We start from the raw sequence: 23,579 nt of genomic DNA on the forward strand, positions 1-23,579 counted from the left end.
GCCGGGGAACAGCTAGCCCTCTCCCGCATTCCTGTTCGCATGACGAATGCGAAACAATCCCGTTGGCCTGCGCGGCTTTGGATCGTGCGGCACGGGCAGAGCGCGGGAAATGTCGCGCGAGATGCAGCGGATGAGGCCGGGGCGCATCGGATCGCGCTCGATGTGCGCGATGTCGACGTGCCGCTTTCGGAGCTTGGTTTTGCCCAGGCCGAAGCGCTGGGGCGATGGTTTGGTGAAGGCAAGGGCAATGGTGTGCCCGAGGTCATCCTCGCCAGCCCCTATCTCCGCGCGCAGCAAACCGCGGAGCGCTTTCGCGCCGCGGGCGGCTGCGATCCGGAGGAGCGAATCTGTTCCGACGAACGGCTGCGCGAGAAGGAGTTCGGCATCCTCGACGGGCTGACCACCGCCGGCATTCATGCCGAGGTCCCGCAACAGGCCGAATTCCGCCGGCTGCTGGGCAAATTCTATCACCGGCCGCCGGGCGGCGAGAGCTGGTGCGACGTGATCTTCCGGCTGCGGGCGCTGCTCGACACGGTCTCGCTCCATTATGCCGGGCGCGAAGTGATGATCGTTGCGCATCAGGTGGTGGTGCTGTGCCTGCGCTACATCCTCGAGAATCTGAGCGAGGCGGAGATATTGGCGATCGACCGCGAAGGCGATGTCGCGAACTGCTCGATCACCGAATATGAATATGATGCGGAGGCCGGGAAGGACGGCGGGCTGACGCTGGTTCGCTACAATGTCACGGCGCCGATGGAAGAGGATCCCGAAGCCGCGGTGACCAGCGCGCCCGATGCGATGGTGGCGGCGCGCGGATGATCGAGATCGACCGCGACTGGCTTACTGCCAACCCGCTGCCACAGCCTGAGGGCGGTACCGACAAGAACAAGCGCGGGCGGGTGCTCGCGGTCGGCGGGTCACAGACCGTGCCCGGGGCATTGCGGCTGACCGGCGAGGCGGCGTTTCGCGCGGGGGCGGGCAAGGTCCAGCTTGGCGGTCCGGAGGCGAGCGCGGGGATGCTTGGGATGACGATGCCCGAGGCGGCGGTGTTCGGCTTAGGCGTGAACGGCAAGGGCGAGTTGAACGCGGCGGTAGGCGAGGCGGTGGCCGGACTGATGGAGCGCTGCGACGCGCTGGTGCTCGGGCCGGGCATGGGGCCTAATGCTGAAGCGGGGGCGATCCTCGACGCAATTCTAGCCGATCCCAAGGAGGGAGTCGCGCTGCTGCTCGACGCGGCGATGATCGGAGCGGCGGCGGACCGGGAGGCGGCGCTGCGCAGGTGGCAGGGGCGGTTGGTGTTTACCCCGCATGCTGGGGAAATGGCGACGCTGATGGACTGCGACGCCAAGGATGCCTCGCCCGAGCTTGCCGAGGCGGCGGCCAAGCGTTTCGATGCGGTGGTGGTGCTCAAGACTGCCGAGACGTGGATCGCGGCGCCGGGCGCGGAGACGCTGCATTATCCGGGCGGCGGGCATGGGCTGGCGACGGGCGGCTCGGGCGATGTGCTGGCGGGCGTTATCGGTGGGCTGCTGTCGCGCGGGGCGGATCCGCGGGCGGCGGCGGCGTGGGGCGTGTGGCTGCACGGCGAGGCGGGGCGGCTGCTGGCCGAGCGCGTGGGGCCGCTGGGGTTTCTGGGGCGCGAGCTTCCGGGCGAAGTGCCGGGGCTGATGGCGGAGTTCTGATCTGAGCCCCTCCCCTGAAGAGGAGGGGCTTTTTAGTCAGAGCACGTGCCGGACTTGCACGAACAAATATTGTCCCTGGCGTAGCGCGCGGCTTTCGCGGAACAGGATCGGGGTGGTGTTGCGCGGGCCGGAATGGACTTCACGGCCGTTGACCAGACGGAAATTGGTGAGGTTTCCGAGATCGACGCGGACGGTCATTTTCGGGTTCGGCTTCCACTGGCCGTAGATCGAGACGAAGGGCTGGTTGTCGATCGTGCGGACTTCGCGGACGCGATAGGCGGTGTAGACATCCTGGTTGCAGCCGTGTTCGAGGCCGTAGGCGAAGCGGCCGCCCTCCAGATCCTGGTTGAAGCTGATCCCGCAGCCAAAGGCGATTTCGCGCGAGAGGCGGCGGTTGTCGCCGGTCAAAGGGTCGGTGACGCTTGAGCGTTGATAGGTGAAGCGCGATATCAGCATGGCGTTGCTGAGCCCGAGCCTGTCGAGTGGCAAGGTGAGGCGGCTGGTCACCAGATCGAGCGTGCCGCTGCCGATATTACCGACGCCATCGAAGCCGCCGGCAAGCGGGATCACGTCGACGACATCGTCGAGCTGGGAATGCGCGAGCGAGACTTCGATCGCGCCCTTGCCCCAGAAGCGGCGCTCGTACAGCGCTTCGAACACGGTGTTCTTCTGCGGCACAAGATCGGCATTGCCGCCCAAAACGGTGCCGAGATTGATCTCGGTCGAGGCACTGAAGTCGCCGAAATTGAGTTGGCCAACGCTGCGCTCGGCGCGCAGGCGGATCTGGTGGCCGGCGCCGGGAACCCAGGTGAGCTGGAGGCGCGGCTTGGGGTAGAAAAACTGCTTCGACTTGTCGGTGTCGCCGGTCTGGCTGATCCGCGAAAATTCGGCGCGGAGCGCGGCCTCCACGGTCAAATTGGCGCTGGGGCGGAAGGTGCCTTGGCCAAAGGTCTCGCCGCGCAATTCGCTGACCAGCACATTGGCATTGGGCAGCGCCACGCGCGCGCCGTTCTGGCTGTAGCTGCTCGACGTATCGAGGAAATTATACGCGATTTCGCCGCCGCCTTCGAACGCCCAGCGGTCGTTCGGGCGGAACTTGAGCGTGCCGCGCAGCACGCTTTCGCCGCTGTCTGCGTCGATATCGAATTCGGAAGTCGCGCCGCCGGTGTTGTTCGACGAGCTGTCGTAGCGCTGGCGCTCGCCGCGCTGGAGCGCGATCAGCTCGAGCTGGGTGCGCGGATCCAAGACGCGGGTCCAGTTCGCGCCGAGTTCGCCGTTCCAGCTGTGGTTCACGTCCTGGTTGTGCTCGCCGAGCCCGGGGCCGGAGCGGATCGCGATATCCTGCATGTTGTTGAAATTGGTATAATCGATCAGCGCATTGACGCGCAGCTTGCCGCCGCCGACGCGGCGCTGGACCGAGCCGCGCAGATTGCCGTTGCGATAGCGGTCCCACAGATCGAGATCGGCGGTCTGGAAAAGCGCGCCCGTGGCATCGTAGCGGAGGCGCGTGCCCGCGGAGGTGCCGCCGGTGCGATCGGTGGTGGCGGAGAAGGCGATCTCGGTCTGGTCATTGCCATTGCGGCGCGAATATTGGCCCTTGAGCAGCGGGCCGGCATAGGCGTCGCGATAGAGATAGACATTGGTTTCGAGCGCCATCTGCGTGCTCGCGGTGCGCTTGAGCACGACATTGGCGATCACCGAGCGGCCCTGCATGTCGATGCCGGGCGCGCCGCCGCGGATCAGCTCTATCCGCTCGACGCTGGCGGCGGGGGTACGGCGGAGTATCTCGAACAGATTGTCGGTCTTGGACGAAGGCCGGCTGCCGTCGATCAGCACATTGCCTGCGGCACCTGCCAGCCCGCGAGCATCGGCATTACCGGTATCGAGCCCGAAGCCGGGCACGCGCTGGATCATCTCGAACGCGGTGTTGGGACTGGAACTCGCGAAGAATTCGGGGGGATAGACGAGTACGCCGGTCTGTGCGGTTTCCGCTGGCGCGGGAGTGGCGGTTTCCTGCGCTTCGGCGAAGCAGGGCCACGCGGCGAGGGCAGTACCGGCCAATGCAAGCGTGCGAGTCATGCCCTTTTCTCCCCAGCGTCCGGTCTGTGTCGGATCTATTGCTGGTGTGCTAGTGCATTGCTGCACTGAAGCTGAACGAAATGACAGCCTTGCCGCCCCGCATCGGCGCGCTAAGGTTTGGCAAAATGCCATGGGGAGGGCAGCAGATGGCGATCGCGGGGGCCGAACCGAGCGCAAAGCAGATGCGGCAAGTGATCAGCGCATCGTCGCTGGGCACGATCTTCGAATGGTATGATTTCTTCATCTGGGGAACGCTGACCACGACCGGCATCCTCGGGCGGACCTTTTTCCCTTCCGACAATGAAGTGCTCGGCAATCTGCTCGCCTGGGCGACCTTTGCCGTAGGGTTCGGCTTCCGGCCTCTGGGTGCGATTCTGTTCGGTTATCTCGGCGACAAGCTGGGGCGCAAATATACCTTCCTGGTCACGATCACGGTGATGGGCCTGGCGACTGCGGGGATCGGGCTGGTGCCGGGCTATGCCGCGATTGGCATGGCGGCGCCGATCCTGATCCTGCTGATGCGGATCGCGCAGGGGCTGGCGCTGGGCGGAGAATATGGCGGGGCGGCGATCTATGTCGCCGAGCATTCGCCGGCCGGGCGCAGCGGCTTTCACACCAGCTTCATCCAGGCGAGCGTGGTCGGCGGGTTCATCCTCAGCCTGGCCGTGGTTTTGCTGTTCAAGGCGGCGCTCGCCGATGTGTGGGACGCATGGGGCTGGCGCGCGCCGTTTGTCTTCTCGGTGGTGCTGCTCGCGGTCTCGCTGTGGATGCGGCTCAAGCTTTCCGAGAGCCCGGTGTTCAAGGCAATGAAGGAAGCGGGCGAAACCGCGAAGAACCCGTTCGTCGAGAGCTTCACTTATCCGGGCAACAAGCGCCGGCTGTTCGTCGCTTTGTTCGGGATCGCGGCGGGGCTGACGGTGATCTGGTATACGGCGATGTTCTCGGTGCTGTCGTTCCTCCAGGCGCAGATGCATGTCGATGCGACCTCGGCGCAGCTGATCACCGGCGGATCGGCGATGATCGGCCTGGTGTTCTTCATCTATTTCGGATCGCTCTCGGATCGGATCGGGCGCAAGAAATCGATTGTTTGGGGCTATGCGCTGACGCTGCTTCTGCTGTTCCCGGTGTTCTGGGTGATCGGCAGCTATGCCAATCCCGGGCTGAGCGCCGCGGCGCACCGCGCGCCGGTGGTGATATCCGGGCCGCATTGCGGCTACGATCCCTTTGCCGCCAAGCAGAAGGAAGATTGCGGGCGGCTGCTCGAATATTTCGCCAAGAAGGGCGTGCCCTATACCAAGGCCGAGGCATCGGCGATCGACGTGACGGTTGGCGGCGGGCGCATTGCCGATACCAGCAATGCCGGGCTCGACGCGGCGCTGGCGCGGGCAGGTTATGATCTCAAGCCGGTCACGCCCGGCGCCTCGAGCATCGCCATCATCGTTCTGGCGATCCTGGTGCTGATGGCACTTTCGGGCGCGACCTATGGCCCGGTTGCGGCTTTGCTCAGTGAGATGTTTCCGTCGCGGATCCGCTACAGCTCGATGTCTATCCCCTATCATCTCGGCACCGGCTATTTCGGCGGCTTCCTGCCCTTTATCAGCCAGTGGATCGTGGTGGGGACGGGCGACCCCTATGCGGGGCTGTGGTATACGATGGGCGTGGTGGCGATGGCGCTAATCGTGACCCTGTTCGGCCTGCGCGAGGAGAAGCACGCGTGAAGCGATGGGCGGTGGCGGCGGCGGTTTTCCTGGCTCTGCCGGCAGCTGCGCAACAGGCCGATCCCAACGCACCGATCGTGGCCGAGCGGGACGAGCGCGTCGTGCTGCCGCTGCTGAAAGAGGCGACCGAGGCCGAGCGGCGCGGCGATTTCGCCGGCGGGCTCGCCAAGGCCGAGCAGGTCATCGCGCAATTGCAGCGCCCGACGCGCTTTCGCGCCTGGATTAAATGCCTTTACGGGCTGCGGATGCTCGGCCGAGACAATGCCAAGGCACGCCCTGCGATTGAAGAATGCTATGCGCGACTGCCCGAGCAATCGACTGCCAAGTTGGCGCAAGGGCGGCTGCTGATCGCCGACGGCAAGCCGCGCCCGGGTTACACGTTGGTCGCCGATGCGATCCGCAGCGATCCGCGTCGGATGCAGGTCTGCGACACCACTACTACCGGCCCGATCCGCACCGAATTGCGCGTGCTGAGCTATGACCGGGCGCTCGACGATGTGCGCGCCGAACTGATCGAAGCGCTGACCGGCAGCGCGTGCGGTGCCGAGGATCCCGCCTTTTATTCCGGACTGATGCGCGACGTTATCGCGCGGCGGCTGGCGCGCGGCGATACGGAAAAGGCGCGCGCAGGCCTGCCGGCGGTGCTCGACCCCGATGACTTGCTCAAGATGCTGGTCGATCGGCGCTTTGCGCCGCTATGGAGCGATATCGAGCGGCTGACATCGGGTACGCTCGAGCCGCAGCGTGTCGCTTTCCTCCATAAGGTTCGGCAGAACCATGATGCTGCCCCGAGCATGGCGAGCGCGATCCGCCTGGCTTATGCCCTCAATGTCACCGGCGGCCGTGCTGAGGCAATCGCGCTGCTTGCCAAATCCCTGGCAAACCCGGCGCTCGCTACCCCGGAACGCTTCGAGGAAAGCATCACCGCGGTTCGCCTTGCCGAGATGCGCAACGCCGCGGGCGAGACGCGCGAAAGCGTGATCACTGCGCCGCTGCGCGCATTGCTAGTCGGCGGATCGCCACAGGCCATTCCGGGGCTGTGGAACGTGGTGCCGAACCTGGCGCTGTGGCTGATAGTCTATGACAAGCCGGCTGAGGCGATGGCGCTGCTCGATCGCTATGTGCCCGATGCGGGCGGCCTGGATTCGCCTGCCGCGCATGCCTATTTCGTCGCGCTTCGCGGCTGCGCGCAGCTTCATCTGGGCGATGCAGGCGGTCAGCAATTGCTCGATCGCGTAGTGCGCGATTATTCCGGAAATGGCGGGGCAGTGAAGATCGCGGTGACTTGCGGAGGCGACCGCAAAGTGCTGCGCGAGCGCATCCTAGCGCAGATGGAAGACGAGCAGGCGCGGAGTTCGCTGCTGCTCGACATGCTGCGGATCAAGCTGTTCGGAAGCAATGGCCGCGGCGCGGTTTCGGACGAGCACCGCGCACTGACCTCGCTGCTCGGCGATCCGCAAGTCGCGGCACGCTTCGATGCGTTGGCACGCGATCCAGGGCCGGGATACCGTCCGGCGCTGGCCCGGTGGCGGGCGGGCGTACGCTGAGCCGCTATCGACGGACCGGCAGGGGCTGGCTATCGACACGAGGATGAGCGGCATCCCCCCCCTTCGCCTGCGCCTGAGCCATGACGCGCTGATCGCCAATTGGCGCAAGCTTGCCGCGATGAGCGGAACTGCGGCGTGCGGCGCGGCGGTAAAGGCCGATGGCTATGGGCTGGGCGCGCGCGAAGTCGTCCAGCGGCTGGCGCTGGCGGGATGCCGCGATTTCTTCGTGGCGAGTTGGGCAGAGGCGGCGGCGATCGACGATCTCGGCGTGGCGGTATCGGTGCTTCACGGCGTTCGCGAGGAAGATCCGCATAGGCTGCCCAATGTGCGGCCGGTGCTCAATACGGCGGCGCAGGTGCAGCGCTGGCGCACGACCGGGCAGGAGTGCGACGTGATGGTCGATACCGGCATGAACCGGCTGGGCGTGTCGCCGCAGGAAATCGCGCAGGGCCTGCTCGACGGGCTGCAGATCGAGACGCTGATGAGCCATTTGTCTTCGGCGGACGAGGACGTGCCGATGAACGCCCGGCAGCGTGACGCGCTCGCGGGGCTCAAGGGGCGGACGTCGGCGAAGCGGCTGAGCCTCGCCAATTCGGCGGGGATCGCGCTGGGGGCGGATTATGCCTTTGACCTGACCCGGCCGGGGATTTCGCTATACGGCGGCATCCAATGCGCCGGGCATGAGGGGATCGCGCAAGTGGTTACGCCCGAGGCCCAGATCCTCCAGCGCCGCCGCGTGCCGGCTGGCGAGGGCGTGGGCTACAACCTCACCTTCACGGCTCCGCGCGACATGGAAGTGGCGATCCTCAATCTGGGCTATGCCGACGGCTATCTGCGCTGCTTCTCGGGCAAGGGCATGGCCCGCGCAGACGGCGTGGCGCTGCCGCTGATCGGGCGCGTCTCGATGGATCTGGTAGCGATCGACGTGGATGCGATGCCGGGGCTGGTCGAGGGCGACTGGGTTTCGCTCGATTACCCGCTGCCCGAGACCGCGGCGCTGAGCGGGCTTTCGCAATATGAGCTGATCACTGGGCTGGGACCGCGGTTTGATCGGGTTTGGGAGTGATGAAATCCTCCCCCTGGCGGGGGAGGATCGAATTAGTCCCGCTCCAGACACATGGCGATGCCCATGCCGCCGCCGATGCAGAGCGTGGCGAGGCCTTTCTTGGCGTCGCGCTTCTGCATTTCGTAGATGAGGGTGGTGAGGACGCGGGCGCCGCTCGCGCCGATCGGGTGGCCGATGGCGATGGCGCCGCCGTTGACGTTGACCTTGTCGGCGTCCCAGCCGAGCTCCTTGCCGACTGACAGCGCCTGTGCGGCAAAGGCTTCGTTTGCTTCGATCAGGTCGAGATCCTGAACGGTCCAGCCGGCCTTGGCGAGCGCGGCTTTCGAGGCGGGGACGGGGCCGATGCCCATGATCGAGGGATCGACGCCGGCCGAGGCCCAGCTCTTGATGACTGCCAGGATCGGGCTCCCACGCTTCTCGGCTTCCTCGCGGCTCATCACGACCAATGCGGCGGCGCCGTCGTTGAGTCCCGAGGCATTGGCGGCGGTAACAGTGCCGTCCTTCTTGAAGGCTGGCCGGAGCCCCTCGACGCCTTCGACGGTGGCGCCGGCGCGGATATATTCATCGTCGGCGACGATCGTGTCGCCCTTGCGGCCCTTGATCGTCACCGGGGCGATCTCGTCCTTGAACTTGCCGGCCGAACGCGCGGCTTCGGCCTTGTTCTGGCTGGCGACGGCAAACTGGTCCTGCTCGGGGCGGGTGACTTGATATTGCTCGGCGAGATTTTCGGCGGTGATGCCCATATGATAGCCGTTGAAGACGTCGGTCAGGCCGTCCTTGATCATCGTATCGACCAGGCTGAGATCGCCCATCTTGGTGCCGGGGCGCAGCGACTGGGCATGGGTCGACATCGACATCGACTCCTGCCCGCCCGCGACGACGATCGTGGCATCGCCGGTCTTGACTGCCTGATAGGCCAAAGCGACTGCGCGGAGGCCCGATCCGCAGACCTGCTGGACGCCCCAGGCCGGCACTTCCTTGGGGACGCCGGCGGCCATCGATGCCTGGCGCGCGGGGTTCTGGCCCTGCGCGGCGGTGAGCACCTGGCCCAGGATCACTTCGCTGACGTCCTCACCCTTGACGCCGGCCTGTTCGAGCGCGGCTTCGATCGCGATGCGGCCGAGTTCGTGCGCCGGAGTGCTCGCGAAGGCGCCGAGGAAGCTGCCGACGGGCGTGCGCTTGGCGGCGGTGATGACGATATCGCTCATGGGGTTCAGGCTCCGGAAATTGCTATTCTCTACCTAGTGTGCGCTGCGGCGATTAGCCAGTCGCGCAACGGCTCCCACAGCTCGGCCTGTGCGCGGCCGCCAACGACCATGCCGACATGGCCCGAGCGAAGCGTGCGGTGCTCGGGCAGGCCGATCGCGCTGGCGGCGGGAACGATGCGGTCGGTCGCGGAGATGAACTCGATTGCCGGGCAGGCGAGGCGCGCGGGGAGGATGCGGGTGCCGCCGACCCACCAGCGCCCGCTGCCCGGGCGATCGGAGGCGAAGAAGCGGTCGAACATCTGCTCCCCCACTGCATAAGTAAGCGGCGCGCCGGCATTGGCCCAATCCTCGAGAGCGACGAAGCCGCGCGCCGCGGCGCTGCCAAGCTCCATCGCAGCGAATTTCTCGAACTTGGCGATGGTGCGCGCGGGATCGAGTTGCCAGAAACCCGATTGCAGAACTTCCATCGGAACCAGCCCCAGCGCTTCGCAGGCGGGCTGCGCCGCTTCCCACTGCGCCGCAATGGCTGCACGTGCGAGATCGCCATAGCGCGCGAAGCGCCAGGGTGCAGCAATTGTTGCCACGCCGCAGACGGGGCGGAGGCAGGCGCTGGCAATCGCGAGGGTGCCGCCGAGGCAATAGCCGGCGAGCAGTGGCGGCTCGCCGAGCGAATCGAGCAGAGGCAACAGGAGCCGCTCGATATGATGGTCGAGACCCTCATTACGGGCCTCGGGACCCGGGCTCCCCCAATCGACTAGCAGCGGACGCAGGCCCTGGGTCGCGAGCCAGCGCAGGAGCGAATTGTCTTCGGCCAGGTCGAGAACGAAGGGCGGATTGATCAGCGACGGCACGAACACGACTGGCGGACCCGAGCCGCCATAATCGCGCAGCCGTGCCCGGCCCGATTCGGCAATATGCGGACGCGGAACGCGCACGGGCGGGCGCTCGGCCTGCTGATAGGCCTTCAATCCGGCCAGTGCTGCAAGGCGCCGCGCGGGCGATGCTGCAGTTTCGCTGCGCAGCAGGGAAAGAAACAGGGGCAGGGGGCGTGGGCCGTGTTGCGATGCGGCATGAAAGGATGTTAGGTGACCTTCAGTCACTGGCGGGGTCCCCATGAAGAAATCAGCACCTGGCAACGGTCCGGTCATCATCAAGAAGTATGCGAACCGTCGCCTCTATAACACCGAGACTTCGTCTTATATCACGCTCGATCATCTCGCGGCGATGACGCGCGAAGGCCGCGACTTCAAGGTCGTCGATGCCAAGACCGACGACGATATCACACACAATGTGCTGACCCAGATCATCATGGAAGAGGAATCGCGGGTCGGCGGATCGCAGATGCTGCCAGTCAACTTCCTGCGCCAGCTGATCTCGCTTTATGGCGACAGCATGCAGGCGATGGTGCCGGGCTATCTCGAAGCCTCGATGGAGAGCTTCCGGCGCAACCAGGAGCAGTTCAAGACCGCAGTGGAAGGCGCCTTCGCCAATTCGCCGTTCGCCGAGATGACCAAGCGCAATTTGGCGATGTTCGAAGCGGCGACGAGTGCGTTCAAGCCGGGCGAAGGCGGCGTGCCAGGGGCTGTGGCTGCGGCGCCGGCTCCTGCGGCGGGCGGAGACGATGTCTCGGCGCTCAAGGCGGAACTGGCGCGGTTGCAGGACAAGATCGAGAAGCTTGGGAAGTAAGTTTCCCTCCCTCTTAGGGAGGGGAGAAGCTAGCGCCGCGCCCTTAGTCCGCCCAGCGCGGCCTTGATCTCTTCCTCGCTCAGCATCTTCTGTTCGATGACGCAGCGCAGGCCGAGGCCGCCAAAGCCGAGATAATCCTGGGCGGTGGCGAAGGCTATGGTCGAGTCGCCGCGGACTTCGGCGCCTCGCACGGCATTGGCCGGAAGTGCTACGGTCTCGCCATAGCGCGAGCCCGAGGAATCGGCGACGACACGATCAGACTGGTCGACGATGCTGATCCGGGTGCGCGCCCAATCTCGCTCGCCGAACAGCGATTTGTCCGAGATCATCGCCTGGATGTGGCTCTCCCAATCGAATTCCAGATAGAATGCGCCCGCGGGCACGCCCTCAGCGCTCCGCGCGCGGATGCCGGTCACGAAGACGAGCACGGCGCGGTGATCGGACCAGGGATTTTGCCAGACTTCGTCGGTGAACCAATCCTGGCTGCGCCAGCTCGACATCGCCTTGGTGAATTGCGGCGCGTTGGCGAGATTGGTCTGGCGAACGCGGGCATGCGGGTTCGAGCAGAGGACGACGCGGCCCTCGGCATCGGCGACGAACGCGGTGACGTAATAAGGCGAGGTCTCGGTGAGGACGCGGAGCCGGGCATCGGCGGCAGCGATATTCTCCGGCGAAGGATCGAGCGTTGCGGCGACGATCTCGGCATCCGATGCGATCAGGCGCAGATCGACGCTGCGGCCATAAAGCTGGCGGGTGACGTTCTGGATCAGCGCCTGAGCGAGCTCGACCAGGCGGCTGCCTTCGATCTCGCCGACCATTTCGTCGGCAATGCCCGCGCCCATTGTCAGTCGCTCGCCTACTTCGGAGCGAAATTCATGGGAGGCGATGCGCGCCTGCTGCGCCAGCGCCTTCACTTCCTGCGCGACGACGGAGAAGCCGCGGCCGGCCTCACCCGAGCGGGCGGCTTCGATCGCGGCATTGAGCGCCAGCAAATTGGTGCGCGTCGCGATTTCCTCGCTCGTGGCGGCGTAGCTTTCCACTTCCTCGCGGAGAACGGACAGCAGGGATCGAATGCGGCGCGGCATCCGGGAAGGCTACGCCCGAATGGTTAACGCGCGGTGTTTCAGCCGCTTAGCTATGGTTTGACGAATTTTAGCGTCATCCGGTCGCTCTCGCCGATCGCCGCGTATTTCTCGCGGTCCTTGTCCTTGAGGCGATAGCTGGGCGGTAAGGTCCAGACGCCGTCGGGCCAGTCGGCGCTGTCTTTGGGGTTGGCGTTTATTTCGGACGCGCCGACGAACTTGAAGCCGGCGGCTTCCGCCAGCGTCCGTACAGTCGAGACCTTGATATAGCCGCTGCTCTTCTCGCGCTCACTGCTGGCGTCCTCGGGCAGGCGGTGGTCCTCGATTCCCAGCACGCCGCCCTTTTTGAGCATCGCGTACATTTGGGCGAAGGCTTCCATCGAGTAATCCACGCCCTTGCGCTGATAGCCCATCCGCCAATTATGGACGTTGCGGAAGGTCAGCACGACATCGGCGCTGCCATCGGGCACATGCGGCTGGCCCTGCGCGGCGGGGAAGGCAGCGACCTTGATATGGCCATAGGTCGCATAGTCCTTGGCCTGCAGCGCCTGGACCGCCTTGAAACCGTCTGGCCAGGGCGCGGCGGCAAAATAGCTGCCCTTGCCGCGCGTCAGCGGGGCGAGGATCTCGGTGTACCAGCCGCCGCCGGGCCAGATCTCGACCACGGTGTCGCCGGGCTTCACTCCGAAAAAGGCGAGCGTCTCGGCGGGGTGGCGATAGGGATCGCGGGCGATGTTGGCGGGCGTGCGCGTCGGCGCGGCGACGCTCGCGTCGATGGCGGGGCGATGGTCGGCCGTGGTGGCGCAAGCGGCAAGCAGGGTGAGCGCCAATATGGCGAGGGGCTGGCGCATCGATCTTCTCTCCCTAGATATGCTCCGGGCAAGTGCGGGGAAACGGGCGCTCGATGCAACAGGAATTGTGGACGGGCGTGGCCCTGTCGCTGCTGGTCGCGGTGATTGCGGGCTTTGGCGAGCATCGGCGCAAGCGGCGGAAGGACATGGACCGGGTAGGGCTGATGCCATGGCCGCTGATCCAGGTGCTGGCGATGCTTGCGGCGCTGATCCTGACGAGCGTTGCGCTGCACGTCCGCTAGGCAGGGGTTAGTAGAACAGCCTCAGCGTAATCGGGCGTTCGCGGCCGTCGCAATCGCGGAGGCGGACGATGCGGCCCGGCTCGGCGATGGTCCACTCGACCTTGCCATCGGCTTCGACATCCTCGCGCACCGGCACGCCGTCTGCGGCGCAGATGCGCTCGTTGGCTTTCCAGCCGGCCTGCTCGGCCGGGGAACCACGCATGACGTGGAGGATCTTGAGCGCTCCCTCGGCATAATCGAGCAGCATTCCGCTGGTCGAGCGCAGCGGCGGCAGCGCCGCATGGGGATCGGGGCGAAGGATCATGCGCCCGGCCCGCGGGTCCAGCAGCACGCGGTATCGCATCAGTAGCCCGCTTCCGACCCGCCCCGCCATGCCGGCACTTTGCGAGAAACCGCCCAGCGCATCGATGCGGACTTCGGTCTCGCCGGTGGTGCGGCCGCCAAGCGTGACGCCGGGGAGGATCGCGGCCTCGCTGACCAGCGCGCCGCCTGCGCCATAGCCGAGCGTGGTGGTGACGCGCGCCGCGGCGGGGCGGGCGGCGAGCCATGCCTGCTGCGTGAGCGTAAGCGACGAGCCGTCGCCGGTATCGACCAGGATCGGGCGGAGGCGGTGGCCGTCAATCGCGAACTCGGTGACGAACGCGCCCGAGCCGCGCATCTGGGCAAGCGGCGCGGTGTCGCCGGTGAAGGGCATCAGCCCGCTCGGCAGGATGCGGAAGCGGCGCGCGGCATAGTCGATGTCGAGCGCGCAGCAGGCGAGCAGGTCCGCACCGACATAGATATCGGCAGTGCCCCCAGGCATCGCCGGCAATTCGGTCACGATGACCCGGCCACCGCTGCGCTTGAGCCCGCCGAGGGCAAGATCGGGTGAATCGGCCCAATCGATTGCGACCGCGCCGCCGACCGCAGCGGCCCGGCCATCGCCTCTCGGCTTGAGGCGCAGCGAAGTCGCGAACCCGCGCGACACCAAGGTGTGGCTGATGCCGGTATCGAGCACGGCGCTGACGGCCTGACCGCCGGCCTGCATCGAGAAGCGGATCTGATTGCCTGCGCTCAGCTCGAAGGGCACCCAGCGCGCGGCGCTGTCCGCGGCTAGGACCGGTTCCTGGAGCGCGGCAGCGAGAGCAAGGAGCGAGAGCATTCGCGCTGCCTTAGCGCGTTTCGAAGCTTAGAGGCACGCCTCAAGCATCGCCTGGTCGAAGCCGAACTGCTTGGCCTTGTCGAGCGTGTAGGGGCGCAGGCCCATCGAGCGGTATTCGCCGATGATCTTGCCGTCGGCGCTCTCGTCGAGATATTCGAACTTGAACAGCTCCTGCGTCACGATGACGGGGCCTTCCATGCCGATCACTTCGGTGATGTTGGTGATGCGGCGCGAACCGTCGCGCAGGCGCTTCACCTGGATTATCAGGTCGACCGAGTCGGCGATCTGGCGCGAGATCGCTTCCTTGGGCACCTTGATGTCCGACATCATCACCATGTTCTCCATACGCGCCAGCGCTTCGCGCGGGGAGTTGGAGTGGAGCGTGCACATCGAGCCATCGTGACCGGTGTTCATGGCCGAGAGCATGTCGAAGCACTCGGAGCCGCGAATTTCGCCGAGGATGATGCGGTCCGGGCGCATACGCAGCGCGTTCTTGACGAGATCGCGGATGGTAATTTCGCCCTGGCCCTCGAGATTCGGCGGGCGGGTTTCGAGCGGAAGCCAGTGCGGCTGCTGCAGGCGAAGTTCGGCGGCGTCCTCGATCGTCAGCACGCGCTCGCCGGGGTCGATCATCTTCGACAAGGCGTTGAGCATCGTCGTCTTGCCCGAGCCAGTGCCGCCCGAGATGACGATGTTGAAGCGGCTGGCGCCGGCGATCTTGAGCATCGTGGCCATTTTGGTGCTCATCGATCCGCCCTGCGCCATCATGTCGAGGGTGATCGGCTTGGCGCTGAACTTACGAATCGAGATCGCAGTGCCGCGCAAGCTCAGCGGCGGCACGATGACGTTAACGCGGGAGCCGTCCTTGAGGCGGGCGTCGGCGAGCGGGGTGGTTTGATCGACGCGGCGGCCGACCGAGTTGCAGATCCGCTGCGCGATCTGGAACAGATGCTCCTCGTCGCGGAAATTGATGTTGGCGAGTTCGAGCTTGCCCTTGCGCTCGACAAAGGTCTGCTCGGGGCCATTGACCATGATGTCGGTGATCGCCGGATCGGAAAGCAGCTCCTCCAGCGGCCCGAGGCCGAGCAGCTCGTCGACCAGCACCTTTTCGAGCGCGAACTGCTCGCGACGATTGAGCGTGAGCTTGAGCTCGGCGAGGACTTCGCCGATGATCGGGCGAAATTCCTCGGCCAGCTCATCCTTCGAAAGCGTCGCCGCGGCTTCGGGATCGACGCGTTCGAGCAGGCGCGGCAGCACCTGTTCCTTGATGCGGTGGATCGATGCTTCGAAGCCCTCGACGCGGCTGTTGCCGGCATCGCCCGACGTCGCCTGACGGTCGGCAAGGCGCTGTAGCGCGTCGCCGGTCGCAACGCTCGGCCCTGCCGGATCGCGTTCGGCCATGGCATCGACGGGACCGGCGCCAGGAAGCGGAACGTTGATCGGCGGAAATTGCTCGCCGCCGGGCAGGAGCGGATCGGCTTGGCGCGGCGCGGCGCCGCCCTGCATCGGGCGCGCGACACCGAAGGCCGGCCGTCCGCCGGTGCCTCCCCCCATTCCGCTGCGTCGTCCGAATGCGCTCACATCAAACCCTGTCGTCCCCAGTGAAGCCGAGAGTTAGCGGCCAAGGCTTGAGAATTGCCTAACCAAAACGCCCGGCTTTCGCGATCATACGATTACAGGCGTAAACGAAATTGCTTCCTTCGCGTGTGTTGCGGGTGTAATTCACGCGAAAGTTACCGGGGAGAGTCCAATGTCCGTGCTCGCCGCCTTGCTGCTGTTCCAGGCCGCGCCTGCCGAGTCCGATTGGGGCGCCCGGCTGGCGACCGAGGCGACGGCGTTCCGCGACGCCGTGCTCGATTCGCATCCCGGACCGGTCGATAAGGAAAATCCCGGGTTCAGGCCGATGCTGGAGCGCGCTTATGCGCAGGCGATGCTGCGTGCAAAGACCGCGAGCAGCTTTGCGCACTACGTATGGGCGCTGCGCGAACTGAGTGCTGCGTTCGACGACGGGCATGTGGGCGTGGATGCCGATTCCGAGACGAGCAAGAATTATCCCTGGGCCTATGCCTGGCCGGGTTTCGTCACCGCGCTGCGCGATGGGCGGCATGTTGTCGTGTCGAGCGAGGAAGCTGCAGTGCCGGTCGGCGCGGTGCTGGCCGCGTGCGACGGTGCCGCCGCCGATGCGCTCGCCGAGCGGCGGATCGGGCATTTCGCCGGGCGCTGGGAGCTGCGCAGCCGGCGCGAAGCGCAGAGCGGGCAATTGTTCCTGCCGCCGCAAAACCCGTGGCTCGGCGCAATCAAGAGCTGCACCTTCGCGAGCGGCGGCAAATCGCAGGCCGTGGCGCTCAAATGGCGTCCGATCGAAGCGGCAAAGCGAACCGAATTGCTCGCGGGCGCGGTCGGCAAGCGCTTCACCACGAACATCGGAGTCGAGCGGCTGGCTGACGGGACGGTGTGGATCAATCTCGGCTCGTTCGACAGCGATCCCGAATCGAAGGACGGCCGCGCACTCAGCGCAGTCGTTGCCGAAGTCGCACGCTGGGCGCCGGAGATCCGCCAGGCACCGCGGATCGTGTTCGATTTGCGCGGCAATAATGGTGGCTCGTCCAACTGGAGCAGCATGATCGCGGGATCGCTATGGGGCGTGGCCGCCGCCGATCGCGCCGTGCCCGGTTCGGTGGTCGAATGGCGTGCATCCAAAGCGAATTACGATACGGTGGCGGGCTATGTGGAGCGCTTCGGGCGCAGCCGCGAGACCAATCCCGACGCCTATCAATGGGCCGTCACCAACGAGATTGGGCTGCGCGGTGCCCGCGAGCGCGGCGACGCGCTGTTTCGAGCGGCACCGGGCACGACACCGCGTGCCGATGCCAATGCCCCGCGGGTCAGCGCGCGCAGCTTCGTGCTCACTGATTTCGGCTGCGGGTCCGCCTGCCTCGACGCGGTCGACATATTTACCGGGCTCGGCGCAGCGCAGCTGGGGCAGGAGACTTCGGCCGACACGCTCTACATGGAGATCCGCCAGGAGAAATTGGCGAGCGGCGGGCGAATGTGGATCCCGATGAAGGTCTATCGCGGGCGCAAGCGCGGATCGAACGTGCCGGCGGTGCCCAAGCATGCCTGGACCGGCGACATGGCCGATACGCCTGCGATCCGCGCCTGGATTGCCGGGCTCTGAGGGAACCGATCGCGGCGCCCAAGCATCAAGCGGAATGCGGATCGCGACTTATAATGTGAACGGCGTCAACGGGCGGCTGCCGGTGCTGCTGCGGTGGCTGGCCGAAACCCAGCCGGACGTGGTGTGCCTTCAGGAATTGAAGGCGCCGGACGAGAAATTCCCCGAAGCCGCGATCCGCGATGCCGGCTATGGCGCGATCTGGCAGGGCCAGAAAAGCTGGAATGGCGTTGCGATCCTGGCCAAGGGCTGCGATCCGGTCGAGACCCGGCGCGGGCTTGCCGGTGAGGATGAAGACACGCACAGCCGCTATATCGAGGCCGCGGTCGGCGGCGTGCTGATCGGCGGGCTCTATCTGCCCAATGGCAATCCCAAGCCGGGACCTAAGTTCGACTATAAATTGCGCTGGATGGAGCGGCTGATCCTCCACGCCGAGAGCCTGATCGGGATGGACGCGCCGGTGGTGCTCGCGGGCGATTATAATGTCATGCCAACCGATTTGGATGTCTACAAGCCCGAGCGCTGGACCGACGACGCGCTGTTCGCCCCTGAGGCTAAGGCGGCCTATTTCCGCCTGCTCGATCAGGGCTGGACCGATGCGCTGCGGCATCTCCACCCCGGCGAGACGATCTATACCTTCTGGGACTATTTTCGGAACGCCTATGGCCGCAACGCCGGGCTGCGGATCGATCATCTGTTGCTTAATGCACCGGCGGCCAAGCGCTTGAGGGACGCGCAGGTCGATAGCTTCGTGCGCGGCTGGGATAAAACCAGCGATCATGCGCCGGTGTGGATCGAGTTCGAATAACTGACGCAGTCTGTCAGGTAGGATGGGCTAGGACAGCGAAATCCGCAGCAGGGATTTCGCGTATGACCGACAACAACAACGACTTCGCGTGGCAGGAAGGCCGCTGGCATGTCCGTCACCGCAAGCTGCGCACGCGGCTGACCGGATGCAGCGAATGGGACGAATTTGACGGGTCGTGCAGCGCCAGGCCGATATTGGACGGGCAGGGCAATATCGAAGACAATGCGCTCGACGATCCGGCCGGTGCCTATCACGCGACCGCGCTGCGCGCATTCGATGCGGCGAGCGGGCTGTGGTCGATCTGGTGGCTCGACGGCCGCAGCCCGGCCAGCATCGATGTGCCGGTGCGAGGGCGCTTCGAAAATGGCATCGGCACCTTCCTGGCGGAGGATGTGCTGGGCGGGAGGCCGATCGCGATCCGCTTCCGCTGGAGCCACATCACCGGAAACAGCGCGCGCTGGGAGCAAGCCTTTTCCGACGACGGTGGAGCGAGCTGGGAAGTGAATTGGGTGATGGAGTTCACCCGCGCGGGCTAGACCCGCAAATAGCGGAAATACCAGACTTCGCGGCCGGCCTTGCGCGCCTTACGTTCATAGCGGGTCTCGGGCCAATCCTCCGGCCGCGTCAGGAAGTCTGCGGCGGTCTTCGCCTGCCAGTCGAAATCACGGCGTTGGTTCATCACCATCATCGACCAGTGGCAATAGGTAGGGTCGTCGGTGCCAAGGCGGAACTCGGCGCCGGGCTTGAGCTTGGCGTGGATCAGGTCGAGCGGGCCGTGATTGACCATGCGGCGCTTGGCGTGGCGCGCCTTGCGCCAGGGATCGGGGTGGAGAAGATAAAGGCGATCGAGGCTGTGGTCGGGCAGCCGCTCGAGCACTTCGAGCGCGTCGCCCATGTGCAGCCGGACATTGTCGAGGTCGCCGTCGCGAATGTGCATCAGCGCACCGACCACGCCGTTCAGGAACGGCTCGCATCCGATAAAGCCGTGGCCGGGGCGCATCGCCGCCTGGCCCGCAAGGTGCTCGCCGGCGCCGAAGCCGATCTCGAATTCGAGCGGGCAATCGGTTCCGAACAAGGTCTCGGCGTCCAGCGGACCTTCGTCGGGCACGCTGACTTGCGGCAGCAAATCCTCAACCAGCCCCGCCTGGCCGATGCGCAGCTTGCGTCCGGTGCTGCGTCCATAGAGGCGGCGGATGGTCGTCGGATCGTTCATGGGGCACGCGCTTAGCCGAGCAAGGGCGCTCAGGGAACCATGGCAATTTCCCCTGTTCTAACAAGGGTTAAGCTGCGGAACGGAGGCGTGGGCTGCGGGTTGAGCGCACGCTACAGGAGGAATTACCCATGAAGTTTGCACTCGCGATTCTGGTGGCGGCCGCCGCTCCGATGCTCGCCGCCCCCGCAGTTTCCGCGCAGGATCATCACGGCCCCGGACGCGCCACCGACCCCACTCCCGAACAGGGCATGCGCTATGTGATGAAGGCCGGCGCGAGCGATCTCTACGAGATCCAGTCCTCGCAGATCGCTTTACGCAAGTCGCGCAACCAGCAGGTTCGCAGTCTGGCGACGATGCTGATCAACCATCACCGCATGACCACGCGCGATGTGACCGCCGCCGCACGCCGCGACCGCGTGCGCGTGACCCCGCCGGCGCTCGAGCCGCACCAGCGCGCGATGATCGCCGTGCTCAACCGCACCTCGCGCGGTTTCGACCAGGCCTTTCTCGATCAGCAGCGTACCGCGCATGAAGAAGCGCTGCGGCTGCACATGAACTTCTCCGAACGCGGCGACGGACGTGCGCTGCGCACCGCGGCGACGGCCGCGGTTCCGATCATCCAGCGCCATATCGCCCGAGTAGAAGCCATTCGCGTGCGGTAGCCCTCGGCTGCCATGCGGGTATCGCCCGCATGGCAGGATCAATAAAGGCGCCGCCCGGCGCGAGGCGGGCAGGGCGGATCGAACGGGCCGACGCCGCGCTGGGTGCGGCGGCCGGCTTGGCCGGGCTGACGAGCGAGGCACTGGTCAACGTCGCTTCCAAGAGCGCGGGCGGTAGGCCTATTTCTTGATCTTGGAGGGATCTAGCAAGGTGATGCGAGGGCGGCCGCCGCTCGCCTCGATCTTCCAGAAACGATCACTGCCGGTGATCACGTAGAGCGGCTTCTGCGCGGCGAGCATCGAGAATATGTGAATCTCGGTGGGGGTCGGGTCGAGCAGGTGCGAGACCACGAGCGCCACCGGTTTGCCGTCCTTCGGCGCCTTTAGCGGCATGGCGATGCAGGATTTGGTGAACGAACGCATCGGGCCGACCTTGCCGTCGGCAGAGACCGGAACGCTGTAATGCCCGCCCGCGGGTATCGCATCGTTGCTGACCTGCGCCGTGAGGAAATAGACCAAAAAGGGGCCGTCCTTGGTCTCGGGCGGCAGTACCACGGTGTTGAAGGGCTTGTCTGTGCAGGGCGCCACATCGCTCTTTCGCATGGCTTCGCGCGCCGCCGTCAGAGCGGCGATCATCCGCTTGCGTTCCGGGCTAAGCGTGCGGTCGTCATTCGCCTCGAGCACGCGGCCGGAAACCAGCTTCGAGCCTTCGAACCTGGCGATGTAGAGCGCGTGCGGATCGGCTGCGTTCTTGTCGTAGAAGATCACCGCGGAATCGTTGGACGAGCCATCGACGATCCAGCCGCCAATCTCGCTCCTCCGCGCGCCGATCTTGGCGAGCATGTCATCGGTGCCGTGCCATGCGGCCTGGTCGTAATAATATAGCAGCGCACCCCGGTTGAGCGCGATCTGCACCGCGGCCTCTTCGGATTCCGACACGCTATCCTGCGCCACCGCTGGCGCAGCGATGAGCGCGAGCGGCGCGAGGGAGGCGAACCAGCCTCTCATTTCGACGGCATCCCGATGGTGACGTCCTTGCCGCCGCGCGTGGTGCTCGAAATCGGCGAGGAGCCCTCCACCGCCTTGAGGGCGAGATCGGGCGTGGGGAGCCTGTCGAACGAGGGATAAATGAGCGTGCGATCGAGGGCGCCGAGCATCAGCATATAGTTTTCGCCCTTGCCGCTCAGCGCAAACCCCTTCGAGACCCCCACCGTCATGCCCGCATCGCCGAGCGCCATCGTGTAGGAATCGGTGCTCTTCGCGTCGCGATAGACGCCGTATTCGGTGGTCGGCTCGCCTTCGCGACACCAGTCGATCGGCGTGCCCTTCTCGCCCTTTTCGACCTTTTCCGCGACCACGCCCATGAGCGTGGCGCCGATCAGCGCATCCGCCATGTCGGGCGTCTTCTGCTTGGCCTTTTTCGAGAAAGCGAGCTGCCCCGGGCAAGCGGGTATCACCACCGCAGGAGCGGATTCCGCGACGCCGTCGGGCCAGCGGATGCCCGCAATGGCTGCATCGAGCTTGGCTTCGAGCGCGGCGGGATCGAGCTCGCTCGAGGACAGGCGCAACGCGACGAGCCACTCGCCGAGGGGAATTACGGCCAGCCCGGTGCTCGTCACTTCGCGGTTCACGGGCACATAAGCGCGCCGCAGCGCCGATGCTGCCGTGGCGCGGGGCGGCGCGAATGCGCGCGGCGGGCCGAGCGGCGTGGCGCCGCGCAGATGATCGCCCTTGAAAATCTGGGTCTCCGCGCGGTCGAACCAGATCGGCACGCTGGTGAGCGCGGGCCGGAAGACGAAGATCGACAGTGTCGAAGACGGGGTTCGGTAGTCGATCATCACATCGAGCTCGGACTTGCCGCTGTCCTTGATCTTGCTGCGCGGCAGGCCGGCGATTTCGGAGCGGAAGATCAGCCCCGTCGCGGCATGCTTCCACGATGCGGTCGCGGGTATGACGATCGCGTCCTGCGCCGCGGCGGGCATCGCAGCCCCGGCGATGAGCAGCAGGGCGGCGAAATTGAACAGGCGCATGATAAACTCCCCTTGGCGGAGAGGCTATGCCAGGGCGGGGCAAATGCAAGCAAACAAACGAAAAAGGCCGGGAGATCGCTCTCCCGGCCCATTCATTCGCTTATCGGAAGATCAGGCCAGAGCGGCCTTGAGATCCTCGACCAGATCGGTCTTCTCCCAAGGGAAGAAGTCGCCTTCGGCCTTGCGGCCGAAGTGACCGTAGGCTGCGGTCTTCTGGTAGATCGGCTTGTTGAGGCCGAGATGGGTGCGGATGCCGCGCGGAGTCAGGCCGCCGAGCTTGGCGATGCTCATGATCGCTTCTTCGATCTTGTCGTCGCCAACGGTGCCGGTGCCGTGGGTGTCAACATAAAGCGACAGCGGCTTGGAGACGCCGATCGCATAAGCGAGCTGAATCGTGCAGCGCTGGGCAAGGCCCGCGGCGACGATGTTCTTGGCGAGATAGCGGGTGATGTACGCCGCCGAACGGTCGACCTTGGTCGGGTCCTTGCCGCTGAACGCGCCGCCGCCGTGCGGGGCTGCGCCGCCATAGGTGTCGACGATGATCTTGCGGCCGGTGAGGCCGGCATCGCCGTCAGGGCCGCCAATCTCGAAGCTGCCGGTCGGGTTGATGTGATAGACGGTTTCGTCGCTGAGCAGCTCCGCCGGGATGACGCCGGCGATCACCGACTTCACATAATTGTGGAGCTCGGCTTCCTTGTCGCCTTCGTCATAGCCCTTGCCGTGCTGGGTCGAGACTACGATCGCGGTGGCGGCGACGGGCTTACTGCCCTCGTAGCGCAAAGTCACCTGGCTCTTGGTGTCAGGTTCAAGGAATGGGGCGGCGCCCGAGTGGCGGTCGGCCGCCATCTGCTCGAGGATCTTGTGGCTGTAATAGAGCGTCGCCGGCATCAGATCGGGCGTGTCATTGGCGGCGTAACCGAACATGATGCCCTGATCGCCGGCGCCTTCGTCCTTGTTGCCACCTGCGTCCACGCCCTGGGCAATGTGCGCCGACTGCGGGTGCAGATTGTTCTCGAAGCGCAGCGTCTCCCAGTGGAAGCCGTCCTGCTCGTAACCGATGCGCTTGACGGTATCGCGGACGGTTTTCTCGACTTCGTCGCGCACGCCGGGCGCCCAATTGCCGGCTTCGTCCATGATGCCCTTGCCGCGGATTTCACCGGCGAGGACGACGAGCTGGGTGGTGGTGAGCGTCTCGCAGGCGATGCGCGCCTCGGGATCCTTGCTCAGGAACAGATCGACGATGGCGTCGGAAATCTGGTCGGAGACCTTGTCGGGATGGCCTTCCGAAACCGATTCGGACGTGAAGAGATAATTGGAACGCATGATTTTCCTCTAGATTGGGGCAAGGAAAACCGGCCGTTGCCATGCCATATAAAGCTTTCCTTATATGTG

22 protein-coding genes are annotated in these 23,579 nt (G+C 65.6%); 11 read left to right on the plus strand and 11 right to left on the minus strand.

The genetic code is table 11. The features are described 5' to 3' along the window. Nucleotides 1-39: 39 nt before the first annotated feature. Nucleotides 40-819, plus strand: a complete 780-nt coding sequence (locus ACZZZM_RS06005) for a histidine phosphatase family protein (RefSeq protein ID WP_463594195.1) — start codon at nucleotides 40-42, stop codon at nucleotides 817-819. Next, nucleotides 816-1,682: an NAD(P)H-hydrate dehydratase gene (locus ACZZZM_RS06010; RefSeq protein ID WP_463594196.1), complete on the plus strand. Its 867-nt coding sequence runs from the start codon at nucleotides 816-818 to the stop codon at nucleotides 1,680-1,682. The genes ACZZZM_RS06005 and ACZZZM_RS06010 overlap by 4 nt, the downstream gene beginning before the upstream one ends. Before the next feature lie 36 nt (nucleotides 1,683-1,718). Here the strand turns inward: ACZZZM_RS06010 and ACZZZM_RS06015 are convergent, their stop codons facing one another. Beyond that, nucleotides 1,719-3,761 (minus strand): TonB-dependent receptor plug domain-containing protein, encoded by a 2,043-nt coding sequence (locus ACZZZM_RS06015; protein ID WP_463594197.1) that lies wholly within the window; start codon nucleotides 3,759-3,761, stop codon nucleotides 1,719-1,721. Nucleotides 3,762-3,907: 146 nt separating this feature from the next. Here ACZZZM_RS06015 and ACZZZM_RS06020 point away from each other — a divergent pair, with 146 nt between their 5' ends. The 3 genes from ACZZZM_RS06020 to ACZZZM_RS06030 are packed head-to-tail and all read left to right on the plus strand — an operon-like array spanning nucleotide 3,908 to nucleotide 8,092. After that, nucleotides 3,908-5,479, plus strand: coding sequence for an MFS transporter (locus ACZZZM_RS06020; RefSeq protein ID WP_463594198.1), 1,572 nt, complete (start codon nucleotides 3,908-3,910; stop codon nucleotides 5,477-5,479). Further along, complete coding sequence (locus tag ACZZZM_RS06025) at nucleotides 5,476-7,026, plus strand: hypothetical protein (protein ID WP_463594199.1); 1,551 nt, start codon at nucleotides 5,476-5,478, stop codon at nucleotides 7,024-7,026. The genes ACZZZM_RS06020 and ACZZZM_RS06025 overlap by 4 nt, the downstream gene beginning before the upstream one ends. Nucleotides 7,027-7,069: 43 nt before the next feature. Then, nucleotides 7,070-8,092, plus strand: a complete 1,023-nt coding sequence (locus ACZZZM_RS06030; RefSeq protein WP_463594200.1) for an alanine racemase — start codon at nucleotides 7,070-7,072, stop codon at nucleotides 8,090-8,092. Between the two features lie 32 nt (nucleotides 8,093-8,124). Here the strand turns inward: ACZZZM_RS06030 and ACZZZM_RS06035 are convergent, their stop codons facing one another. Together ACZZZM_RS06035 and ACZZZM_RS06040 are read right to left on the minus strand one after the other, a co-directional pair. Then, a complete protein-coding gene (locus tag ACZZZM_RS06035) occupies nucleotides 8,125-9,300 on the minus strand; it encodes an acetyl-CoA C-acetyltransferase (protein ID WP_463594201.1) in 1,176 nt (391 codons plus the stop codon). Nucleotides 9,301-9,329: 29 nt separating this feature from the next. Next, the gene (locus tag ACZZZM_RS06040) at nucleotides 9,330-10,415 is read right to left on the minus strand and encodes an alpha/beta hydrolase (RefSeq protein WP_463594202.1); all 1,086 of its coding nucleotides are present in this window, start codon (nucleotides 10,413-10,415) and stop codon (nucleotides 9,330-9,332) included. On the opposite strand from ACZZZM_RS06040, the gene phaR reads away from it, so the two are divergent. After that, nucleotides 10,414-10,986 (plus strand): polyhydroxyalkanoate synthesis repressor PhaR, encoded by a 573-nt coding sequence (phaR, locus tag ACZZZM_RS06045; RefSeq protein WP_463594203.1) that lies wholly within the window; start codon nucleotides 10,414-10,416, stop codon nucleotides 10,984-10,986. The genes ACZZZM_RS06040 and phaR overlap by 2 nt on opposite strands. A gap of 29 nt (nucleotides 10,987-11,015) precedes the next feature. Here phaR and ACZZZM_RS06050 read toward each other — a convergent pair whose 3' ends face one another. Further along, nucleotides 11,016-12,071, minus strand: coding sequence for a methyl-accepting chemotaxis protein (locus ACZZZM_RS06050; RefSeq protein WP_463594204.1), 1,056 nt, complete (start codon nucleotides 12,069-12,071; stop codon nucleotides 11,016-11,018). 50 nt (nucleotides 12,072-12,121) lie between these two features. After that, complete coding sequence (locus ACZZZM_RS06055) at nucleotides 12,122-12,919, minus strand: class I SAM-dependent methyltransferase (protein WP_463594205.1); 798 nt, start codon at nucleotides 12,917-12,919, stop codon at nucleotides 12,122-12,124. A 53-nt stretch (nucleotides 12,920-12,972) separates the two neighbouring features. Between ACZZZM_RS06055 and ACZZZM_RS06060 the strand changes: the two genes are divergently transcribed. Then, nucleotides 12,973-13,161: a hypothetical protein gene (locus tag ACZZZM_RS06060; protein WP_463594206.1), complete on the plus strand. Its 189-nt coding sequence runs from the start codon at nucleotides 12,973-12,975 to the stop codon at nucleotides 13,159-13,161. A gap of 7 nt (nucleotides 13,162-13,168) precedes the next feature. Here ACZZZM_RS06060 and ACZZZM_RS06065 read toward each other — a convergent pair whose 3' ends face one another. Beyond that, complete coding sequence (locus ACZZZM_RS06065; RefSeq protein ID WP_463594207.1) at nucleotides 13,169-14,302, minus strand: aspartyl protease family protein; 1,134 nt, start codon at nucleotides 14,300-14,302, stop codon at nucleotides 13,169-13,171. A 27-nt stretch (nucleotides 14,303-14,329) separates the two neighbouring features. After that, complete coding sequence (locus ACZZZM_RS06070; protein WP_463596394.1) at nucleotides 14,330-15,856, minus strand: CpaF family protein; 1,527 nt, start codon at nucleotides 15,854-15,856, stop codon at nucleotides 14,330-14,332. Nucleotides 15,857-16,052: 196 nt separating this feature from the next. On the opposite strand from ACZZZM_RS06070, the gene ACZZZM_RS06075 reads away from it, so the two are divergent. From ACZZZM_RS06075 to ACZZZM_RS06085, 3 genes are all read left to right on the plus strand, one after another. Beyond that, nucleotides 16,053-17,480, plus strand: a complete 1,428-nt coding sequence (locus ACZZZM_RS06075) for a hypothetical protein (protein ID WP_463594208.1) — start codon at nucleotides 16,053-16,055, stop codon at nucleotides 17,478-17,480. A gap of 34 nt (nucleotides 17,481-17,514) precedes the next feature. Then, nucleotides 17,515-18,285 (plus strand): exodeoxyribonuclease III, encoded by a 771-nt coding sequence (gene xth / locus ACZZZM_RS06080; RefSeq protein ID WP_463594209.1) that lies wholly within the window; start codon nucleotides 17,515-17,517, stop codon nucleotides 18,283-18,285. A gap of 62 nt (nucleotides 18,286-18,347) precedes the next feature. Next, entirely contained in the window at nucleotides 18,348-18,821 is a 474-nt protein-coding gene (locus ACZZZM_RS06085; RefSeq protein WP_463594210.1) for a DUF1579 domain-containing protein, read from the plus strand. On the opposite strand, the gene trmB is transcribed toward ACZZZM_RS06085, so the two are convergent. Then, a complete protein-coding gene (gene trmB, locus ACZZZM_RS06090) occupies nucleotides 18,818-19,498 on the minus strand; it encodes a tRNA (guanine(46)-N(7))-methyltransferase TrmB (protein WP_463594211.1) in 681 nt (226 codons plus the stop codon). The genes ACZZZM_RS06085 and trmB overlap by 4 nt on opposite strands. A 128-nt stretch (nucleotides 19,499-19,626) precedes the next feature. Between trmB and ACZZZM_RS06095 the strand changes: the two genes are divergently transcribed. After that, entirely contained in the window at nucleotides 19,627-20,160 is a 534-nt protein-coding gene (locus ACZZZM_RS06095) for a DUF4142 domain-containing protein (protein ID WP_463594212.1), read from the plus strand. A 177-nt stretch (nucleotides 20,161-20,337) separates the two neighbouring features. Here the strand turns inward: ACZZZM_RS06095 and ACZZZM_RS06100 are convergent, their stop codons facing one another. From ACZZZM_RS06100 to metK, 3 genes are all read right to left on the minus strand, one after another. Continuing rightward, nucleotides 20,338-21,165 (minus strand): hypothetical protein, encoded by an 828-nt coding sequence (locus ACZZZM_RS06100; RefSeq protein WP_463594213.1) that lies wholly within the window; start codon nucleotides 21,163-21,165, stop codon nucleotides 20,338-20,340. Then, on the minus strand, nucleotides 21,162-22,187 hold the full coding sequence (locus tag ACZZZM_RS06105) for a hypothetical protein (protein WP_463594214.1): 1,026 nt from the start codon (nucleotides 22,185-22,187) through the stop codon (nucleotides 21,162-21,164). Before ACZZZM_RS06105 ends, ACZZZM_RS06100 begins: the two co-directional genes overlap by 4 nt. A gap of 111 nt (nucleotides 22,188-22,298) precedes the next feature. Further along, the gene (gene metK, locus ACZZZM_RS06110; protein WP_463594215.1) at nucleotides 22,299-23,510 is read right to left on the minus strand and encodes a methionine adenosyltransferase; all 1,212 of its coding nucleotides are present in this window, start codon (nucleotides 23,508-23,510) and stop codon (nucleotides 22,299-22,301) included. Nucleotides 23,511-23,579: the final 69 nt, after the last annotated feature.

Source organism: Sphingomonas sp. AC522 (assembly GCF_979258125.1).

Excerpts from the sequence above, each read along its gene's own strand:
- trmB (WP_463594211.1), bottom strand. The coding sequence starts at position 19,498 with ATGAACGATCCGACGACCATCCGCCGCCTCTATGGACGCAGCACCGGA.
- ACZZZM_RS06035 (WP_463594201.1), bottom strand. The coding sequence starts at position 9,300 with ATGAGCGATATCGTCATCACCGCCGCCAAGCGCACGCCCGTCGGCAGC.
- ACZZZM_RS06050 (WP_463594204.1), bottom strand. The coding sequence starts at position 12,071 with ATGCCGCGCCGCATTCGATCCCTGCTGTCCGTTCTCCGCGAGGAAGTG.
- ACZZZM_RS06030 (WP_463594200.1), top strand. The coding sequence starts at position 7,070 with ATGAGCGGCATCCCCCCCCTTCGCCTGCGCCTGAGCCATGACGCGCTG.
- metK (WP_463594215.1), bottom strand. The coding sequence starts at position 23,510 with ATGCGTTCCAATTATCTCTTCACGTCCGAATCGGTTTCGGAAGGCCAT.
- xth (WP_463594209.1), top strand. The coding sequence starts at position 17,515 with ATGCGGATCGCGACTTATAATGTGAACGGCGTCAACGGGCGGCTGCCG.
- ACZZZM_RS06095 (WP_463594212.1), top strand. The coding sequence starts at position 19,627 with ATGAAGTTTGCACTCGCGATTCTGGTGGCGGCCGCCGCTCCGATGCTC.
- ACZZZM_RS06060 (WP_463594206.1), top strand. The coding sequence starts at position 12,973 with ATGCAACAGGAATTGTGGACGGGCGTGGCCCTGTCGCTGCTGGTCGCG.
- ACZZZM_RS06015 (WP_463594197.1), bottom strand. The coding sequence starts at position 3,761 with ATGACTCGCACGCTTGCATTGGCCGGTACTGCCCTCGCCGCGTGGCCC.
- ACZZZM_RS06100 (WP_463594213.1), bottom strand. The coding sequence starts at position 21,165 with ATGAGAGGCTGGTTCGCCTCCCTCGCGCCGCTCGCGCTCATCGCTGCG.
- ACZZZM_RS06010 (WP_463594196.1), top strand. The coding sequence starts at position 816 with ATGATCGAGATCGACCGCGACTGGCTTACTGCCAACCCGCTGCCACAG.
- ACZZZM_RS06040 (WP_463594202.1), bottom strand. The coding sequence starts at position 10,415 with ATGGGGACCCCGCCAGTGACTGAAGGTCACCTAACATCCTTTCATGCC.
- ACZZZM_RS06020 (WP_463594198.1), top strand. The coding sequence starts at position 3,908 with ATGGCGATCGCGGGGGCCGAACCGAGCGCAAAGCAGATGCGGCAAGTG.
- ACZZZM_RS06005 (WP_463594195.1), top strand. The coding sequence starts at position 40 with ATGACGAATGCGAAACAATCCCGTTGGCCTGCGCGGCTTTGGATCGTG.
- ACZZZM_RS06065 (WP_463594207.1), bottom strand. The coding sequence starts at position 14,302 with ATGCTCTCGCTCCTTGCTCTCGCTGCCGCGCTCCAGGAACCGGTCCTA.
- ACZZZM_RS06075 (WP_463594208.1), top strand. The coding sequence starts at position 16,053 with ATGTCCGTGCTCGCCGCCTTGCTGCTGTTCCAGGCCGCGCCTGCCGAG.
- ACZZZM_RS06055 (WP_463594205.1), bottom strand. The coding sequence starts at position 12,919 with ATGCGCCAGCCCCTCGCCATATTGGCGCTCACCCTGCTTGCCGCTTGC.
- ACZZZM_RS06085 (WP_463594210.1), top strand. The coding sequence starts at position 18,348 with ATGACCGACAACAACAACGACTTCGCGTGGCAGGAAGGCCGCTGGCAT.
- ACZZZM_RS06070 (WP_463596394.1), bottom strand. The coding sequence starts at position 15,856 with ATGGGGGGAGGCACCGGCGGACGGCCGGCCTTCGGTGTCGCGCGCCCG.
- phaR (WP_463594203.1), top strand. The coding sequence starts at position 10,414 with ATGAAGAAATCAGCACCTGGCAACGGTCCGGTCATCATCAAGAAGTAT.
- ACZZZM_RS06105 (WP_463594214.1), bottom strand. The coding sequence starts at position 22,187 with ATGCGCCTGTTCAATTTCGCCGCCCTGCTGCTCATCGCCGGGGCTGCG.